We start from the raw sequence: 17,578 nt of genomic DNA, 5'->3' as shown, positions 1-17,578 counted from the left end.
TCACCCAGGCTATCCGTCACCCCCGGTTGACGAAAGGGGGAGGCAAAGGCGTATATTGATAGTTAGCAAACTATGAATATCCTTGGTTCCTGTCATGTCCCTTGATCTCCTGCGCCTGCAAGTCAGCAGCGGCATGGTGGTTGCCGCCCGCCATTGGCGGCGTATCTGCCATACCGCCCTGACCGGTTACGGCATTTCCGAGGCTTGTGCCGTGCCGTTGCTGATGATCGTGCGCCTGGGTGACGGCGTGCATCAGGTGGCCGTGGCCCAGGCCGCCGGCCTGGAAAGCCCGTCGCTGGTGCGCCTGCTCGACCAACTGTGCAAGGCCGGCCTGGTATGCCGCAGCGAGGACCCGCTGGACCGCCGCGCCAAGGCCCTGAGCCTGACCGCCGCAGGCCGCACGTTGGCCGAGTCCATCGAAGCCGAACTGGTGCGCCTGCGCCGCGAGGTGCTGCATGGCATCGACCAGGCCGATTTGGAAGCCGCCTTGCGCGTGCTGCGTGCCTTCGAAGCCGCCGGCCTGGGCAACACAGGCGGGACAGCATGAGCGGTTTCTTCAGCTCGGTGCCCCCGGCCCGCGACTGGTTCTATGGCGTGCGTACCTTTGCCGCCTCCATGATCGCCCTGTACATCGCCCTGCTCATGCAGTTGCCGCGCCCCTATTGGGCCATGGCCACGGTGTACATCGTCTCCAGCCCGTTCCTTGGCCCCACCAGCTCCAAGGCCCTGTACCGTGCCGTGGGCACGCTGCTCGGTGCTGGCGGGGCGATTTTCCTGGTACCACCGCTGGTGCAGTCACCGTTGCTGCTGAGCATCGCCATCGCCCTGTGGACCGGCACCTTGCTGTTCCTTTCGCTGAACCTGCGCACCGCCAACAACTATGTGCTGATGCTGGCCGGCTACACCTTGCCGATGATTGCCCTGGCGGTGGTCGACAACCCGCTTGCTGTGTTCGATGTGGCGTCTTCCCGCGCCCAGGAAATCTGCTTGGGGATCGTCTGCGCGGCGGTGGTCGGAGCGATCTTCTGGCCACGCCGGCTGGCGCCAGTTGTAGTCGGTGCCACTGGTAGCTGGTTCACCGAAGCGATCCGCTACAGCGACACCTACCTGGCCCGCCAGGCCAGCGCAGACCAGGTTGGCGGCATGCGCGGGGCGATGGTCGCCACCTTCAACTCGCTGGAGCTGATGATCGGCCAGCTCGGCCATGAAGGTGCCGGTCCGCACACCCTGAAGAATGCCCGCGAGTTGCGCGGGCGCATGATCCACCTGCTGCCCGTGATCGATGCCCTCGACGACGCCTTGGTCGCCCTCGAAGGCCGCGCCCCGGCACAGTTCGCCCAGTTGCAACCGTTGCTCGATGCCGCCCGCGAATGGCTCAAGGGCACTGTCGACAGCGCCTCGGTCGCCCGCTGGACCGCCCTGCACGAACAGATCGAGCGCCTGCAGCCGGGCGCCGCTGCCCTCGACCAGCGCGCCGAACTGCTACTGTCCAACGCTCTGTACCGCCTGACCGAATGGGCCGACCTGTGGCAGGACTGCTGCAGCCTGCAACATGCCCTGCGCAGCGACGATTCCAAACCCTGGCGCGCGGTGTACCGCCACTGGCGCCTGGGCCGCCTGACGGCGTTCTTCGACCGTGGCCTGATGCTGTATTCGGTGGCCTCAACCGTGCTGGCGATCGTTGTAGCCTGCGGCTTGTGGATTGGCCTGGGTTGGAACGACGGCGCCAGCGCAGTGATCCTCGCCGCCGTGTCGTGCAGCTTCTTCGCCGCCATGGACGACCCGGCGCCGCAGATCTACAGGTTCTTCTTCTGGACGCTGATGTCGGTCATCTTCTCCAGCCTGTACCTGTTCCTGGTGCTGCCCAACCTGCACGACTTCCCGATGCTGGTGCTGGCCTTCGCCGTGCCATTCATCTGCGTTGGCACCCTGACCGTGCAGCCGCGCTTCTACCTGGGTACCTTGCTGACCATCGTCAACACCTCGACCTTCATCAGCATCCAGGGTGCCTACGATGCTGACTTCTTCACCTTCCTCAATTCCAACCTGGCCGGCCCCGTGGGTCTGCTGTTCGCCTTCATCTGGACCTTGGTGATGCGCCCGTTCGGCGTGGAGCTGGCAGCCAAGCGCATGACCCGCTTCGCCTGGCGCGACATCGTCGAAATGACCGAGCCGGCTACCCTGGCCGAGCACCGCCAGGTCGGTGTGCAGATGCTCGACCGCCTGATGCAGCACCTGCCGCGCTTGTCGCAAACCGGGCAGGACAGCGGCGTGGCACTGCGCGACCTGCGCGTGGGGTTGAACCTGCTCGACCTGCTGGCCTATATGCCGCGTGCCGGGCAGCAGGCTCGTGAGCGCCTGAACACAGTGGTCGAGGAAGTCGGCGCACACTACGCCGCCTGCCTGCGCGCCGGCGAGCGCCTGCACGCCCCGGCCGCGCTGCTGCGCAACATGGAGCGCGCGCGCCTGGCGCTGAACCTGGATGAGCTGTACGAGCGCGGCGATGCCCGTACCCACCTGCTGCACGCGCTGAGCGGCCTGCGCCTGGCGCTGCTGCCGGGCGTGGAGGTGATGCTCGAGCCAGCCGAACAACCGCAACTGCCCCCCGGCCTCGACGGAGCGCCCCTGTGATTGGTGAACTGGATATCAGCGGGGTATTCCTGCCCACGCTGCTGGTGATGATGTTTGGCACCTACCTGCTGTTCCTCGGGGTGCACGCGGTGCTGGTGCGCCTGCATTTCTACCGCCTGGTCTGGCACCGGGCGTTGTTCAACGTTGCTCTTTATGCCGTGCTGCTTGGTGCGGTGGACCACTTTTGCCGAAACCTGATGCTGCCATGAAAAAACCTTTGCTGACCCTGGGCCGTGTGGTCCTGACCTTGCTGGTAGTGACCTTCGCCGCCGTGCTCGTGTGGCAGATGGTGGTGTACTACATGTTCGCCCCCTGGACCCGCGACGGCCACATCCGCGCCGACGTGATCCAGATTGCCCCGGACGTGTCCGGGCTGATCCAGAAGGTCGAGGTGCGTGACAACCAGACCGTCAAGCGCGGCGATGTGCTGTTTACCATCGACCAGGACCGCTTCACCCTGGCCCTGCGCCAGGCCAAGGCGACCCTGGGTGAGCGCCAGGAAACCCTGGCCCAGGCCTCCCGCGAAGCGCAGCGCAACCGCAAGCTGGGCAACCTGGTGGCCGCCGAACAGCTGGAAGAAAGCCAGTCCCGCGAGGCCCGTGCCCGTTCCGCCGTCAGCGAAGCGCAGGTGGCCGTCGATACCGCCCAGCTCAACCTCGACCGCTCGGTGGTGCGCAGCCCGGTGGACGGTTACCTGAACGACCGAGCACCGCGTAATCACGAATTCGTCACCGCCGGCCGCCCGGTGCTGTCGGTGGTCGACAGCGCCTCGTACCACGTCGATGGCTACTTCGAGGAAACCAAGCTTGGCGGTATCCACATCGGCGATGCCGTGGACATTCGCGTCATGGGCGACAACACCCGCCTGCGTGGCCATGTGCAAAGCTTCGCCGCCGGCATCGAAGACCGTGACCGCAGCAGTGGTGCCAACCTGTTGCCCAACGTCAACCCGGCATTCAGCTGGGTGCGCCTGGCTCAGCGTATTCCGGTGCGCATCGCCTTTGATGAAGTGCCGCAAGACTTCCGCATGATTGCCGGGCGAACCGCCACGGTGTCGATCATCGAGGGCCAGCGCCCATGAAACAGCTGATCCTGGCGGGGCTGTGCCTGTCGTTGGGGGCCTGCATGATGGTCGGCCCCGACTATGAGGTGCCGAAGGACGCGGCGGTGCAACGCAGCGACCTCAACGGCCCGCTGCGCCAGGATGCCGACAGCGTGGTATCGGCACCGGTGCCTGAGGACTGGTGGCAGCTGTATCAGGATCAACGGCTGAACGAGCTGGTGCGCCAGGCCCTGAGTGCCAACACCGACCTGCGCGTGGCTGCCGCCAACATTGCCAAGGCGCGCGCCCAGGTCGAAGTGGCTGAGTCGCAAGGTGGCTTCAACGGCGGCGTCAAGCTTGGCGCCCAGCGCCTGCAGGAATCGGGCGAGGCCTTCCTGCTGCCAGAGAAAGTGCCGGTGGCCAACATCGGCGAAGCCATCATCAGTGCCTCGTACCAGTTCGACCTGTGGGGTACTTTCAAGCGTGGCACCGAGGCGGCCAAGGCCAATGCCGACGCAGTGCAGGCCGCCGCCGATACCGCCCGCATTACCCTGGTGGCGGATGTGGTCAAGGCCTACACCCAGGTGTGCTCGGCCAACGAGGAATACCACATTGCCCGCGAGTCGCTCGACCTGCAGGAGCAGAGCGTGAAGCTCAACCAGCGCCTGCGTGATGCCGGGCGTGGCGACGAAACCCAGGTCACCCGCTCGCAGACCCAGTTCAAATCCTTGCGCGCCGAACTGCCACGCTTCAAGGCAGAGCGCGAGACCGGCATGTACACACTGGCTGCCTTGTTGGCCAAACCGGTCGATCAGCTGCCTGCCGGCACTGCCGATTGTGCCGAGCTGCCGCACCTGAACCAGCTGGTGCCGGTGGGCGATGGCGCGGCGCTGCTCAAGCGCCGTCCAGACGTGCGCCAGGCCGAACGGCAGCTGGCCGCTGCCACTGCCTACATTGGGGTGGCTACCGGCGCCCTGTACCCCGACATCAGCATCGGCGCCCAGGTTGGCACCATTGGTATCCTCGAGAACCTTGGCGAGCCGGCGACCAACCGCTGGGGCTTTGGCCCGCAGATCAGCTGGACCATCCCCACCAACGGCACCCGTGCCCGCATTCGCATGGCCGAAGCCTCGACCCAGGCAGCCCTGGCGAATTTTGATGGGGTAGTGCTGAACGCCATTCGCGAGACCCAGACCCGCCTGGCGCAGTACAGCGCCCTGTTGGACCGGCGTGACGCGCTGGCCGAGGCGGAGAAGTCGGCCAAGGAAGCGGCGGACCAGACGCACCGGTATTACCAGGCGGGGCGTGAATCGTTCCTGGCCGACCTGCAGGCGACGCGTACCTATACCGACATGCGCGCGCAGCTGGCAGCGGCCAATAGCCAAGTGGCTCAGGGGCAGATCGGTGTGTTCCTGGCGTTGGGTGGGGGTTGGAAGGGCACCGCCAAGCCTTGAGGCCAAATCGCCGGCAAGCCAGCTCCCACAGGTACTCCACCGCTTTTGAGGCCTGTGGTGCACCTGTGGTAGCCGGCTTGTACATGCCTCGAAGTTGGTGCATACCCTGTGGGAGCTGGCTTGCCGGCGATCGAGGGCAACGCCCTCGCCTAGGTTCTAGAGCTGTAAGACATTTCCGAACCAGAAACCAACTGCTTCAGTTCGAACGCCCTGTCGAATTATCCTACAGCACCTGTCGGAAGGTGCTGTTTTGGCTGGAAAGTGTTCCCGGAATACTGTCGCGGGGTCGCCTCGCAAGGCGATCGGGATTGAGACCCCCGGACTCACAGAACGCACCGCTTAATGGTGGTCGTGCGCGGGCAGGCTTTCGTCTGGTCGGGTTTTCCTGTGAGCCCGGGTCTCACCCCTCGCACGACTACCACCCAATTCCGTGAGACGAAGAGGATTGCAGTTCATAGTTATTCACAGGGAATGCAATTATGAACAAGCTCGTCCCCGATCCACCAGATTACCGATCTGCTTCTGCTCGACCCTCCCGCACTCTCACTAATCGATCCACTCAGCCCCAAAGACTGCGAAGAGCTGATCAGCGCCATCACCCTGACCATCGACCACACCACCACAGTCCTGCTCGACAACCCTCCCGGCGACATGCGCAATGCCATGGGCATGAATATTCGATTGCTCTGCCGCCTGATCAATGCCGTGTGCGACCGCACCCATGCAACCCGCCACGATCAAGGAGCGACCCGATGAGCGATGATCCAAGAGACTCTGCAACCGCAGGTGTGGAAACCTTCGACTTGTTCCGCCTGCAGCCAAATGTGCCGTTCAGCCATGCTTTCTCGCAGCTATCTGTGCTGCTGGGCTGTATTCGCCACCTGACCACCGAAGCGGAAATGGAAAACGACCGCATTGCCGGTAGCGCTGTGCGGATACTAAGCGAGATGGCCAAGGCCTTGATCGATGATATGGAGCGGGGGATGAACAAGGTTCTTCAATAACCCTAAAGACCCCGGGGCCGCTGTGCGGCCCATCGCCGGCAAGCCAGCTCCCACACCTGTACGTTCACTGCTATCGAGTCCTGTGACTGACCTGTGTGGCTTGCCGGCGATGAGGCCCAGGCAGGTCAGCGCCTGCCACAGGCCTGATGTGTACCCTGTGGGAGCTGGCTTGCCGGCGATAGGGCCCTGACAGGCAAAGCCCCATCAAAGCCAAATTGCATCCCAATGCGGATAATCCCCCACCCTCGCGACCAATCCTGCCCGCTTCGGATTCATGACGATGTACCGCGCCACCGCCTGCACATCCTCCTCCCGGCGCAAGGCCCGGTCATGAAATCCCTTCTGCCAGAGCTGGCCGCTTCGCCCTTGATACCTGTTGATCATCATGGTGCTGCGAGATTTCACCCTGCGCATCAAGCGCTTCAGGCTGCCCGGTCCAAGCTCGACCAGCCAATGAAAATGATCTGGCATCACCACCCAGGCCAGCGATCTGACGGCACCTTCCTCTTCAGCCTGGCGCAACTCGGCAACCAGAAAGCGGGCTGAGTGAAAGTCATTGAATATTGGGGCCCGGTCGAGGGTTGTGCTGGTAAGCAGATACAATCGACTGGTTTCCGAAAAACGGCCAAGCCGTAACTGGTCTGAGTGGGGACGATCCATGTTCCCTGTCTCCTGATGGGTTGCTCCTCAGGCTAGTGGCTATGGATCTGCGAATAACCAATCAATTGGTACCCGGTGTTTCCAGTGACATCGGCGCAACCTTTATCGCCGGCAAGCCAGCTCCCACCTCGACCTCATCTCCCTCAAGCCATGTGCAATACCTGTGGGAGTCTGGCTTGCCAGCGATGAGGCCCGAACCGGCAACACAAGACAGAATCTCCCACAGGTTCAGCGCATTCCCCCTCTTCATCTGATTTGTAGCAAGATTTTTCATGAAATCCGCCCAGCACCCTTGAGTGAAGCAAAGTGGGAGTGAACAATGTTCTCTTTCGCATTCCCTTCGAGACTGGCCATGAAAACCCGTTCCCGTCTGCTTGCCTGGCTGCCGGTTATTTTGCTCGGCCCGGTGCTGGCGCTGTGCAGTACCCTGGCGCTGGCCGAAGCCCCCGCCGAGGCCTCCAAGGCCCTGCACCTGCTGGACTACATTGGCGCCGACTACCCGCCCACCGTGCAAGACGGCAAGGTGATCGACGATGGTGAATACCGCGAGCAGCAGGAGTTCAGCGCGGTATTGGCCGACTTGGTCAAAGGCCTGCCTGCGCATGCTGAACAAGCAGCCCTCGAGCAGGGCGTCCAGGCGCTGCGCCAGGCCATCGACCAGCGCCAGGACGGCCCGGCTGTTGCCAGGCAGGCCCGCCAGCTGGGTGCACGCCTGGCGGTGGCCTACGAGGTCAGCCAGGCTCCGGTGATTACCCCGGACCCGGCCCGTGGCGCTTCGCTGTATGCGCAAAACTGCTCGATCTGCCACGGCGAAACTGGCGCCGGCGACGGCCCGGCCGGCGTGGGCCTGGAGCCTGCACCCGCCAACCTGCGCGATGTTTCGCGCCTCGACCAGTTGAGCCTGTTCGACCTCTACAACACCCTGGCCCTGGGCATCGATGGCACCGAGATGCCTTCGTTTGCCGACCAGCTGGACGACCGCCAGCGTTGGGATGTGGCTGCCTACATCGCCAGCTTCACCGCCAAACCAGAAGCCGGCAAAGGCGACAAGACCTGGAACATCGCCGACCTGGCCCGCCAGACCCCGGCCGAAGTCGCCGCCAGCGAAGGTGCCACGGCCGTGGAGGCGTTCCGCGCCCAGCGCGCGCAGCCGCCGCAGGTCAAACGTGGCCCGGCGCAATTGCTCGAATACACCGCCAGCACTCTGGACAAGAGCCTGGCGGCCTACCGCGCAGGTGATCACGACCAGGCCTATGACCTGTCAGTAGCGGCCTACCTGGAAGGCTTCGAGCTGGTGGAAAGCTCGCTGGACAACATCGACACCCAGGCGCGCAAGGACACCGAAAAATCGCTGATGGCCTACCGTCAGTCGCTGCAGGACGGCTTGCCCGTGGCCCAGGCCGAGCAACGCCTGAGCGAAGCCAAGGCCAAGCTCGAGCAGGCTTCCAAACTGCTGGGCAACGATGGCCTGAGCTGGTCGCTGAGCTTTGTATCCGGCTTGCTGATCCTGCTGCGCGAAGGCCTGGAGGCGATTCTGGTGCTGGCGGCGATCCTGGCCTTCCTGCGCAATACCGGCCAGCAGTCGGCGGTGCGCAGCGTCAACATCGGCTGGGGCCTGGCGCTGGTGGCCGGTTTCGCAACCTGGGCGCTGGCAGCCTACGTGATCGACGTTGGTGGCGCCCAGCGCGAGCTGCTGGAAGGCTGCACGGCGCTTTTCGCCGCGGTGATGGTGCTGTGGCTTGGCGTGTGGATGCACGACCGCCGCCATGCTGCCGCCTGGCAGGATTACATCAAGAGCAGCCTGGTCAGTGGTGGCGGACGTTTCGGTTTTGCCGTGCTGGCGTTCTTCTCGGTTTACCGCGAACTGTTCGAAGTGATCCTGTTCTACGAAACCCTGTGGCTGCAGGCCGGCCCAGCCGGGCACCAGGCGGTGCTGGCGGGTGGCGCCACGGCGCTGGTGCTGCTGGTGGGGTTGGCCTGGGTAATCCTGCGTGGCTCGGCCAAGCTGCCGCTGTCGCTGTTCTTCAGTATCAACGCCGCGCTGCTATGTGCCTTGTCGGTGGTGTTCGCCGGGCATGGCGTGAAGGCGCTGCAAGAGGCCGGGGTACTTGGCACGCGGCCGGTGGCGTTCTTCGAGTTCGACTGGCTGGGGGTTCACGCTGACGCCTACTCGCTTTCGGCGCAGGCGCTGGCCTTGCTGGCCATCGTGTTCCTGTACGGGCGCTCGCGCCTGGCGGAAAGGCGCAGGGCAGCGGCCAACTGATTAGGGCCGCGCTGCGGTCCATCGCCGGCAAGCCAGCTCCCACTCCGACCGCATCGGCTTCAAGCCATTTGCTGTACCTGTGGGAGCCGGCTTGCCGGCGATGGGCTGCAAGGCAGCCCCTGGCATTATCAGTTCAGGCCGGCTGTGGCGCCTTGAGAATGTTCTGCAGCAACTGGACACTTTCGACAGCGTCATGACCCAGGCTGGTCAGATAGCCGCCATCAGGTTGATCGGTCAGCCCCTTTTCATGCAGGCGTTGCGCGGCGGCTACCAGGGCAGGGGAAGCGTTCTTGTGAATCTTGATGCCTTCCTGGCTGCTGTCGTGCTTGAACAGCGAAAGTACTTCCAGTTCAGCAATCAGATCGGGGGTAAAAGGCATGGCGACTCCTGACTTCCAGACAAGGATGACGGCACCGTTCTACGGTGCCTGATCTTCGAGTGTAGCCGGGTTATTCGTCCTCGCCTTGATCCATCTCAGGTGGTAACTCTGGCAGCGCCCGCAGCGCGCTTTCATACCACTCGCTGTTGAACGCGCGGTCTTCCACCAGCATGTTGTCGATCTCGAAGGCCAGCACATGGGCCATCAGGTTGAGAATGTCTTCACGCTCATAGCCAACCAGGGTCAGCTTGTTGAAGGTGGCCTTGGCCGCAGGCGGCTCGCCGCTTTCTATCTGGTTCTCGATAGCCTGGGTCAGCGTTGCCTCGGCGAAGGCTTCGTCGTCATTGTCGATTTCGGTGGGCTCGCTCATGGCGGTACTCCTGTGATGGGATGCACAGTGTGCCACGCCCGTGGCGGCAATGCCCGGGCATTGACAGGGTGCATGACGCTGGTCAGGGGCGGTCGTACGGTCTATAAAAGCCGGGCCAACCCCTTACGGCCTGGAGGCTGTTACCTCATGCTCAAGCTTCATGGATTCTCGGTCAGCAACTACTACAACATGGTCAAGCTGGCCCTGCTGGAAAAAGGCCTGCCCTTCGAAGAAGTCATCTTCTATGGCGGCCAGGCGCCACAGGCGCTGGAAGTGAGCCCGCGAGGCAAGGTGCCGGTGCTGCAGACCGAACACGGCTTCCTCAGCGAAACCAGTGTGATTCTCGACTATATCGAGCAGACCCAGGGCGGCAAGGCGCTGCTGCCTGCCGACCCGTTCGGGCAGGCCAAGGTGCGTGAGCTGCTCAAGGAAATCGAGCTCTACATCGAGCTGCCGGCGCGTACCTGCTATGCCGAGTCTTTCTTTGGCATGCAGGTCGAGCCACTGATAAAGGAAAAAGCTCGCGCGGATCTGCTGGCCGGTTTTGCCACGCTCAAGCGTAACGGCCGCTTCGCCCCCTATGTGGCGGGTGAGCAACTGACCCTGGCAGACCTGATGTTCTGCTTCTCGGTCGACCTGGCCTACGCGGTGGGCAAGAAGGTGCTGAACATCGACTTCCTGGCGGACTTCCCGCAGGCCAAGGCGTTGCTGCAGCTGATGGGCGACAACCCGCACATGGCGCGGATCGTGGCGGACAAGGAGGCGGCGATGCCGGCCTTCATGGAGATGATTCGCAGCGGTAAACGCTAAAAGCTGGGGCTGCTTCGCAGCCCATCGCCGGCAAGCCAGCTCCCACAGTTACAGCGCTTACCTTGAGGGTCACGCCATACCTGTGGGAGCTGGCTTGCCGGCGTTCGAGGGCAAAGCCCTCGCCTTGAGGCCTTAACGCGAAGCCAGCAGCGCCTTGCCGCGGGCGACGGCCGCACGCACCTGCGCCGGTGCGGTACCACCAATGTGGTTACGGGCATTCACCGAGCCTTCCAGGGTCAGCACGGCAAACACGTCCTGCTCGATCTGGTCGCTGAACTGGCGCAGTTCGTCCAGGCTCATTTCGGCCAGGTCCTTGCCGGTTTCCACGCCATACTTCACCGCGTGACCCACGATCTCATGGCAGTCACGGAACGGCAGGCCACGGCGTACCAGGTAGTCGGCCAGGTCGGTAGCGGTGGAGAAGCCGCGCAGGGCCGCTTCACGCATGATGGCGTGCTTGGGCTTGATGGCCGGAATCATGTCGGCAAAGGCACGCAGCGAGTCGCGCAGGGTGTCGGCGGCGTCGAACAGCGGTTCCTTGTCTTCCTGGTTGTCCTTGTTGTAGGCCAGCGGCTGGCCTTTCATCAGGGTCAGCAGGCCGGTCAGGGCGCCGAACACACGGCCGCTCTTGCCACGTACCAGTTCCGGCACGTCCGGGTTCTTTTTCTGCGGCATGATCGAGCTGCCGGTGCAGAAGCGGTCTGGCAGGTCGATGAACTGGAACTGCGCGCTGGTCCATAGCACCAGCTCTTCGGAGAAGCGCGACAGGTGCATCATCGCCACACTGGCGGCGGCGCAGAATTCGATGGCGAAGTCGCGGTCCGACACGCCGTCCAGCGAGTTGCCGGCCACGGCTTCGAAGCCCAGCAGCTTGCAGGTGAGCTCGCGGTCGATCGGGTAGGTGGTGCCTGCCAGCGCGGCGCTGCCCAGGGGCATGCGGTTGGCACGCTTGCGGCAGTCGACCAGGCGCTCGTAGTCGCGGCTGAGCATTTCGAACCAGGCCAGCAGGTGATGGCCGAAGGTGACCGGCTGTGCCGTCTGCAGGTGGGTGAAGCCGGGCATGATGGTTTCGGCTTCACGCTCGGCCTGCTCCAGCAGGCCCTGCTGCAGGCGAGTAATCTCGGCCAGGATCAGGTCGATTTCGTCGCGCAGCCACAGGCGAATGTCGGTGGCCACCTGGTCGTTGCGGCTACGGCCGGTGTGCAGCTTCTTGCCGGTGATGCCGATACGGTCGGTCAGGCGTGCCTCGATGTTCATGTGCACGTCTTCGAGATCGACGCGCCAGTCGAAGGTGCCGGCTTCGATCTCACCCTGGATGGTCTTCAGGCCATCGATGATGGTGTCGCGCTCGGCATCGCTGAGCACGCCGACCTGCGCCAGCATGGTGGCATGGGCGATCGAACCCATGATGTCGTGGCGGTACAGGCGCTTGTCGAAATCGACCGAGGCGGTGAAACGGGCGACGAAGGCGTCGACGGGTTCACTGAAGCGGCCGCCCCAGGACTGATTGGTCTTGTCGGTGCTCATGGATTCACTCATTGCAGGCGTGAACGAAAAAGTGGCGCCGATGATAGCAGGGTTTGGGCCGGCCGCCGCAGGGCGCTGGTCGACAGAATTGCGCGGAAAACGATAGAGAAGGATTTGCAGGAATGAACGGCAGTGTTCCACGGACCGTCTACAGTTGGACAGGAGGACTGGCAGTGAATCTGCCGGCCGAGTGAATCTTTGGCCTTCGCACCGGTCTAGAGCGTGACCTTAGTGTCGCTCGAACCATACCTGTCTACGCTATACCTGTGCGAGACTCATTCAGGAATCCAGCGCAATTATGAATGTCCTGATCGTTGATGACGAACCCCAAGGCCGTGAGCGCCTTAGCCGGCTGCTCGGCGAACTGGAGGGTTACACCGTGCTGGAGCCTAGCGCCACCAACGGCGAGGAGGCCTTGGCGCTGATCGAAAGCCTTAAGCCCGATGTGGTCCTGCTGGACATCGGCATGCCAGGCCTGGATGGCCTGCAGGTTGCTGCTCGCTTGTGCGAGCGCGAGGCGCCTCCGGCGGTGGTGTTTTGCACCGGGGACGATGAATACGGTGCCGAGGCTTTCAAGGACAGTACCCTCAGCCATGTGACCAAACCTTTCCAGGCCCAGGCCTTGCGCGATGCCCTGCGCAAGGCCGAAAAGCCCAACCGCGCCCAGTTGGCGGCGCTCACCAGGCCGGCCAACGAAGGCGGCGGCCCGCGTAGCCACATCAGTGCCCGCACGCGCAAAGGCATCGAGCTGATCCCTTTGCCCCAGGTCATCTATTTCATTGCCGACCACAAGTACGTGACCTTGCGCCACGAGGCCGGGGAAGTGTTGCTCGACGAGCCGCTCAAGGCCCTGGAAGACGAGTTTGGCGAACGCTTCGTGCGTATCCACCGCAATGCCCTGGTCGCCCGTGAGCGTATCGAACGCCTGCAGCGCACGCCGCTGGGGCATTTCCAGCTATACCTGAAAGGCCTGGACGGTGACGCCCTGACCGTCAGCCGGCGCCATGTGGCCGGTGTGCGCAAGATGATGCAAACCCTCTGAGCCTGTACCGGCCCAATCGCCGGCAAGCCAGCTCCCACAGGTATAGTGTCAGCCTTGAGCCTTGCACGGCTGAGGGAGCTGGCTTGCCGGCGATTGGGCGGTACAGGTAAGCACAGGATCCTGATCCACATCTGCTAGCGATACCGGCGATGCTGTTATCATCGACAGCATTTCTCTGGATCGGGGCGTTCCATGTCCACTCGCGAAATCCGCATTGCCACCCGTAAAAGTGCCTTGGCCCTGTGGCAGGCCGAATACGTCAAAGCCCGCCTCGAGCAGGCCCACCCCGGTCTGCTGGTGACCCTGGTGCCCATGGTCAGCCGTGGCGACAAGCTGCTCGACGCGCCGCTGGCAAAGATCGGTGGCAAGGGGCTGTTCGTCAAGGAACTGGAAACCGCCCTGCTGGACAACGAAGCCGACATCGCCGTGCATTCGATGAAGGACGTGCCCATGGACTTCCCCGAAGGCCTGGGCCTGTACTGCATCTGCGAGCGCGAAGACCCGCGCGATGCCTTCGTTTCCAATACCTTTGACAGCCTCGATGCGCTGCCTGCCGGCAGCATTGTCGGTACCTCCAGCCTGCGTCGCCAGGCCCAGTTGCTGGCGCGTCGCCCGGACCTGGAAATCCGCTTCCTGCGTGGCAACGTCAACACCCGCCTGGCCAAGCTAGATGCCGGTGAGTACGACGCTATCATCCTTGCCGCTGCCGGCTTGATTCGCCTGGGTTTCGAGGACCGCATCACTTCCGCCATCAGCGTCGATGACAGCCTGCCGGCAGGCGGCCAGGGTGCGGTGGGTATCGAATGTCGCAGTGCCGACCACGAAATCCATGCACTGCTGGCACCGCTGCACCATGCCGATACTGCCGACCGGGTGGTGGCCGAGCGTGCCCTGAACAAGCGCCTGAATGGTGGCTGCCAGGTACCGATTGCCTGCTATGCGGTGCTTGAAGGTGACCAGCTGTGGCTGCGTGGCCTGGTAGGCCAGCCCAGCGGCGGTACCCTGTTGGTGGCCGATGCCCGCGCACCACGTACTGCCGCCGAAAGCCTGGGCGTGCAGGTGGCCGAGGACCTGCTGGGGCAGGGCGCCGAGGCCATCCTCAAGGAAGTCTACGGCGAGGCCGGCCACCCGTGAGTTCGTGGCGCCTGTTGCTGACCCGGCCTGCCGAGGACTGTGCGGCACTGGCGCAAAGCCTGGCAGCGGCGGGGGTAGCCAGCAGCTGCCTGCCGCTGCTGGCAATCGAGCCCGTCGCTGTGGACAACCAGCAACGCCTGTTGCTGGAAGGCCTGCACGCCTTCCAGGCGATCATCGTGGTCAGCAAGCCGGCAGCCCGTTTGTTGCTTGAGCAATTGGCCGAGGCCGGCCTGCGGCCACCCATGCAAGGTTGGTTCACCGTGGGCGAGGCGACCGCCGCCGTGCTTCAGGGTGCAGGCCTGGCGGTGAGCGTCCCGCCACGCGGCGATGACAGCGAAGCGTTGCTGGCGCTGCCAGCCCTGCGCCAGGCAGTTGCCGTGCCGGCACCGCGGATCTTGATCGTTCGTGGTGTGGGAGGTCGCGAACTGCTGGCAGAGCGTCTTGCAGAGCAAGGTGCTAGTGTCGATTATCTGGAACTGTATCGTCGCTGCCTGCCGGCTTACCCGGCGGGCACCCTGATGCGCCGCATCGAAGCGGAACGCCTCAATGGCCTGGTGGTCAGCAGTGGGCAGGGTTTTGAACACTTGCAGCAGATGGCCGGCGCCGATTGGCCGCAGCTGGCGCGTCTGCCGCTGTTCGTGCCCAGCCCTCGGGTTGCCGATCAGGCCAGGGCCGCCGGGGCCCAACAGGTTGTGGATTGCCGTGGCGCCAGTGCCACGGCCTTGCTGGCAGCCGTGCAGCGCAGCGCTGCACCTGCCTCTTAAGGCGCTAAGCTGAACGCGATGCGCCCCCATGCAAAGGATGGATACGTGAGCGAGACTGTCTTGTCCAATAACGATCAGCCGTCGGCACAGGCGCCGGCGGAACCCGTCACCACCCCACCTGCCAAGCGCTCCGGCAGTGGCCTGGCAACGCTGGCCCTGCTGTTGGGCGCGGCCGGGGTGGCGGTAGGTGGCTGGGGTGTCTGGCAGGTGCGTCAACTGCAAGGCAGCGAATTCAACCAGGGCCAGCACATCGAGGCGCTGAACCAGCGCGCCGAGGCCCTGCAGCAGCGTGAGCAGCAGATCAGCGCGCAACTGGCCAGCCTGCCGGCAGCCAGCGAGCTGGAAGACCGCCGCCGCCTGGTGGCACAGTTGCAGGGTGACCAGCAACGTCTCAGCCAGCGCCTGGAAACCATACTGGGCGAAAGCCGCAAGGAATGGCGCCTGGCCGAGGCCGAGCACCTGCTGCGCCTGGCCACCCTGCGCCTGTCGGCGCTGCAGGACATCACCAGTGCCAAGGCCTTGGTCGAGGGGGCGGACGAGATCCTGCGCGAGCAGAGCGATCCGGGTGCCTTCGCCGCCCGTGAGCAATTGGCGCGCAGCCTGGCCACGCTCAACAGCACTCAGCAACCGGACCGTACCGGCCTGTTCCTGAAACTCGCCGCTCAGCGCGAGCTGGTGCAGCAACTCAGCGCCCAGTCGCCAGAGTTCGACACCAATGCCGATGCCCTGGGCGCGCTCACCGCCGATGGTGATGGCGCCAGTCGCCTGTCCCAATGGTGGGCCGAAATCTCCAAGTACTTCCAGATCGACTTCAACGCCGATGACAACGTGCGTCCGCTGCTGGCCGGGCAGCAACTGAACCAGCTGCGTCTGGCCCTGAGCCTGACCATCGAGCAGGCCCAGTGGGCAGCGCTCAATGGCGATAGCAAGGTCTACACCCAGGCGCTGGACGACGCCCGCAGCGTGCTGCTGGCCAACTTCAACGCCGACAACCCGCAAAGCAAGGCCATGCTTGACAGCCTCAATGCCTTGGCCGAACAGCCGGTGTCGGTGGTTACCCCTGACCTCAGCGAAAGTCTGGCCGCAGTGCAGGCCTATATCCAGCGCCGCCACCTGCCGGCCGATGCTGAAGGGGGCAAGCCATGAAGCGTGTCTACCTGCTGGCCGTGCTGGCGATCGTGGTCGCCGCGGCGCTAGGTATCGCGGTCGCCAAGCACAGCGGCTACGTGCTGATCTCCTATGGCAGCTTCCGCTACCAGTCGGGGCTGTGGGCGGCCTTGGCCGGCTTGCTGGTTGTGGTGCTGTTGCTGTGGCTGGTGCGCTACCTGGTCGGCCTGGTGCTGACTTCCAGTGGCGTGGTCAACCCGTGGTCGCGGCGTAATCGCAGCCGGCGTGTTCGTCTGGCCATCGAGCAGGGCCAGCTGGACCTCGCCGAGGGCCGTTGGGCCAGTGCCCAGCGCCATCTGCACCGTGCCGCCGAGGCCGAGCGCCAGCCGTTGCTGTATTACCTTGGTGCCGCGCGTGCCGCCAACGAGCAAGGCCGAACCGAAGACAGCGACAACCTGCTGGAACGTGCTCTGGAGCGCCAGCCGCAAGCGGAGCTGGCTATTGCCCTGACCCATGCGCAATTGCAGATGGACCGTGGCGAAAGCGACGGCGCGCTGGAAACCCTGCTGGCGATGCAGGAGCGCCACCCGCACAACGGCCAGGTGCTGCGCCTACTGCAGCGCCTGCACCTGGAACGCGGCGACTGGTCTGCCCTGATCCGCCTGCTGCCTGACCTGCGCAAGGGCAAGGTGCTGCCGGCCGCCGAGCTGGCTGCCCTGGAGCAACGTGCCTGGGGCCAGAACCTGAGCCTGGCCACCACCCGTGGCGAGGATGCGCAAAGCGCCCGTCAGGCTCTGGAGCGCGCCTGGCAGCAACTGACTGCTGCCCAGCGCCAGGAGCCACAACTGGTGCTGGCCTATGCCGAGCAATTGCGTCAGGTGGGCGCCCAGAGCGAAGCGGAACAAGTGCTTCGCACCGCTCTCAAGCGTGAATACGAAAGCCATCTGGCACGCCTGTACGGCCTGGTGCGCGGCGATGACCCGGCGCGCCAGCTGCAAACAGCCGAAGGTTGGCTCAAGGCCCACCCGCAAGATGCCAGCCTGCTGCTAACCCTGGGCCGTCTGAGCCTGCAGAACCGCTTGTGGGGCAAGGCACGGGACTATCTGGAAAGCAGCCTGCGCATGGAACGCAACCCCGAGGCCTGTGCCGAGCTGGCGCGCCTGCTCGCCGGCCTTGGCGAGACCGAGCGCAGCAACCAGCTGTTCCAAGAGGGCCTCGGCCTGCTGGACGAGCGCCTGCTGGCCCTGCCTTTGCCCGAAGGCGTACGCGCCTGACCTACCCCAGGGCCCGCGCAAAGGTGCGGGCTTCGGGGGCGGGTAACTTTTCTCTCTGTGTAAGTTAGATCTGCAGTCCATTTCTTCAGACGTTTCCTACCGCATGGTTGGAAATTT

General features: G+C 64.1%; 18 protein-coding genes. 13 read left to right on the top strand and 5 right to left on the bottom strand.

Annotated features, from left to right (window positions below):
* Nucleotides 1-94: 94 nt before the first annotated feature.
* Genes IMX18_RS23595 through IMX18_RS23575 form a run of 5 tightly spaced genes read left to right on the top strand, consistent with a single transcriptional unit; the run spans nucleotide 95 to nucleotide 5,127 of the window.
* Complete coding sequence (locus IMX18_RS23595; RefSeq protein WP_100413105.1) at nucleotides 95-547, top strand: MarR family winged helix-turn-helix transcriptional regulator; 453 nt, start codon at nucleotides 95-97, stop codon at nucleotides 545-547.
* Nucleotides 544-2,631, top strand: a complete 2,088-nt coding sequence (locus IMX18_RS23590) for an FUSC family protein (protein ID WP_015268530.1) — start codon at nucleotides 544-546, stop codon at nucleotides 2,629-2,631. Before IMX18_RS23595 ends, IMX18_RS23590 begins: the two co-directional genes overlap by 4 nt.
* Nucleotides 2,628-2,840, top strand: coding sequence for a DUF1656 domain-containing protein (locus IMX18_RS23585; protein WP_003255905.1), 213 nt, complete (start codon nucleotides 2,628-2,630; stop codon nucleotides 2,838-2,840). Before IMX18_RS23590 ends, IMX18_RS23585 begins: the two co-directional genes overlap by 4 nt.
* On the top strand, nucleotides 2,837-3,712 hold the full coding sequence (locus tag IMX18_RS23580) for an efflux RND transporter periplasmic adaptor subunit (RefSeq protein ID WP_010951565.1): 876 nt from the start codon (nucleotides 2,837-2,839) through the stop codon (nucleotides 3,710-3,712). The genes IMX18_RS23585 and IMX18_RS23580 overlap by 4 nt, the downstream gene beginning before the upstream one ends.
* Nucleotides 3,709-5,127: an efflux transporter outer membrane subunit gene (locus IMX18_RS23575; RefSeq protein ID WP_015268531.1), complete on the top strand. Its 1,419-nt coding sequence runs from the start codon at nucleotides 3,709-3,711 to the stop codon at nucleotides 5,125-5,127. The genes IMX18_RS23580 and IMX18_RS23575 overlap by 4 nt, the downstream gene beginning before the upstream one ends.
* A 546-nt stretch (nucleotides 5,128-5,673) precedes the next feature.
* On the opposite strand, the gene IMX18_RS23570 is transcribed toward IMX18_RS23575, so the two are convergent.
* Nucleotides 5,674-5,850 carry a hypothetical protein gene (locus IMX18_RS23570; protein ID WP_217190268.1) on the bottom strand — a complete coding sequence of 59 codons (177 nt, stop codon included), beginning with the start codon at nucleotides 5,848-5,850 and terminating at the stop codon, nucleotides 5,674-5,676.
* A gap of 29 nt (nucleotides 5,851-5,879) precedes the next feature.
* Between IMX18_RS23570 and IMX18_RS23565 the strand changes: the two genes are divergently transcribed.
* Nucleotides 5,880-6,131 carry a DUF3077 domain-containing protein gene (locus IMX18_RS23565; RefSeq protein ID WP_015268532.1) on the top strand — a complete coding sequence of 84 codons (252 nt, stop codon included), beginning with the start codon at nucleotides 5,880-5,882 and terminating at the stop codon, nucleotides 6,129-6,131.
* A gap of 204 nt (nucleotides 6,132-6,335) precedes the next feature.
* Here IMX18_RS23565 and IMX18_RS23560 read toward each other — a convergent pair whose 3' ends face one another.
* Nucleotides 6,336-6,791, bottom strand: coding sequence for an REP-associated tyrosine transposase (locus tag IMX18_RS23560; RefSeq protein ID WP_015268533.1), 456 nt, complete (start codon nucleotides 6,789-6,791; stop codon nucleotides 6,336-6,338).
* Nucleotides 6,792-7,110: 319 nt separating this feature from the next.
* Here IMX18_RS23560 and IMX18_RS23555 point away from each other — a divergent pair, with 319 nt between their 5' ends.
* Entirely contained in the window at nucleotides 7,111-9,054 is a 1,944-nt protein-coding gene (locus IMX18_RS23555) for an FTR1 family protein (RefSeq protein WP_054573369.1), read from the top strand.
* Nucleotides 9,055-9,187: 133 nt separating this feature from the next.
* On the opposite strand, the gene IMX18_RS23550 is transcribed toward IMX18_RS23555, so the two are convergent.
* A complete protein-coding gene (locus tag IMX18_RS23550; protein WP_015268535.1) occupies nucleotides 9,188-9,433 on the bottom strand; it encodes a TIGR02647 family protein in 246 nt (81 codons plus the stop codon).
* Nucleotides 9,434-9,503: 70 nt separating this feature from the next.
* Nucleotides 9,504-9,803 (bottom strand): hypothetical protein, encoded by a 300-nt coding sequence (locus IMX18_RS23545; protein WP_217190266.1) that lies wholly within the window; start codon nucleotides 9,801-9,803, stop codon nucleotides 9,504-9,506.
* Nucleotides 9,804-9,950: 147 nt separating this feature from the next.
* On the opposite strand from IMX18_RS23545, the gene IMX18_RS23540 reads away from it, so the two are divergent.
* Nucleotides 9,951-10,613 carry a glutathione S-transferase gene (locus IMX18_RS23540; protein WP_015268537.1) on the top strand — a complete coding sequence of 221 codons (663 nt, stop codon included), beginning with the start codon at nucleotides 9,951-9,953 and terminating at the stop codon, nucleotides 10,611-10,613.
* 132 nt (nucleotides 10,614-10,745) lie between these two features.
* On the opposite strand, the gene argH is transcribed toward IMX18_RS23540, so the two are convergent.
* Nucleotides 10,746-12,140: an argininosuccinate lyase gene (gene argH / locus IMX18_RS23535; RefSeq protein ID WP_015268538.1), complete on the bottom strand. Its 1,395-nt coding sequence runs from the start codon at nucleotides 12,138-12,140 to the stop codon at nucleotides 10,746-10,748.
* A 298-nt stretch (nucleotides 12,141-12,438) separates the two neighbouring features.
* On the opposite strand from argH, the gene IMX18_RS23530 reads away from it, so the two are divergent.
* The 5 genes from IMX18_RS23530 to IMX18_RS23515 all read left to right on the top strand — a co-directional run bounded on the left by IMX18_RS23530 (nucleotide 12,439) and on the right by IMX18_RS23515 (nucleotide 17,461).
* Nucleotides 12,439-13,182, top strand: coding sequence for a LytR/AlgR family response regulator transcription factor (locus IMX18_RS23530; RefSeq protein WP_015268539.1), 744 nt, complete (start codon nucleotides 12,439-12,441; stop codon nucleotides 13,180-13,182).
* 192 nt (nucleotides 13,183-13,374) lie between these two features.
* On the top strand, nucleotides 13,375-14,316 hold the full coding sequence (gene hemC, locus IMX18_RS23525; RefSeq protein ID WP_015268540.1) for a hydroxymethylbilane synthase: 942 nt from the start codon (nucleotides 13,375-13,377) through the stop codon (nucleotides 14,314-14,316).
* Entirely contained in the window at nucleotides 14,313-15,080 is a 768-nt protein-coding gene (locus IMX18_RS28135; RefSeq protein ID WP_054573370.1) for a uroporphyrinogen-III synthase, read from the top strand. The genes hemC and IMX18_RS28135 overlap by 4 nt, the downstream gene beginning before the upstream one ends.
* 45 nt (nucleotides 15,081-15,125) lie before the next feature.
* A complete protein-coding gene (locus IMX18_RS28130) occupies nucleotides 15,126-16,226 on the top strand; it encodes a uroporphyrinogen-III C-methyltransferase (RefSeq protein ID WP_015268542.1) in 1,101 nt (366 codons plus the stop codon).
* A complete protein-coding gene (locus IMX18_RS23515) occupies nucleotides 16,223-17,461 on the top strand; it encodes a heme biosynthesis protein HemY (protein ID WP_015268543.1) in 1,239 nt (412 codons plus the stop codon). Before IMX18_RS28130 ends, IMX18_RS23515 begins: the two co-directional genes overlap by 4 nt.
* The last annotated feature ends 117 nt before the right edge of the window (nucleotides 17,462-17,578 follow it).

The organism is Pseudomonas shirazica, from assembly GCF_015168335.1.
GTDB classification, from domain to species: Bacteria; Pseudomonadota; Gammaproteobacteria; order Pseudomonadales; family Pseudomonadaceae; genus Aquipseudomonas; species Aquipseudomonas asiatica.
Note: the sequence above shows the minus strand (reverse complement) of the source record. Positions and strands in the feature narration are given on the sequence as shown.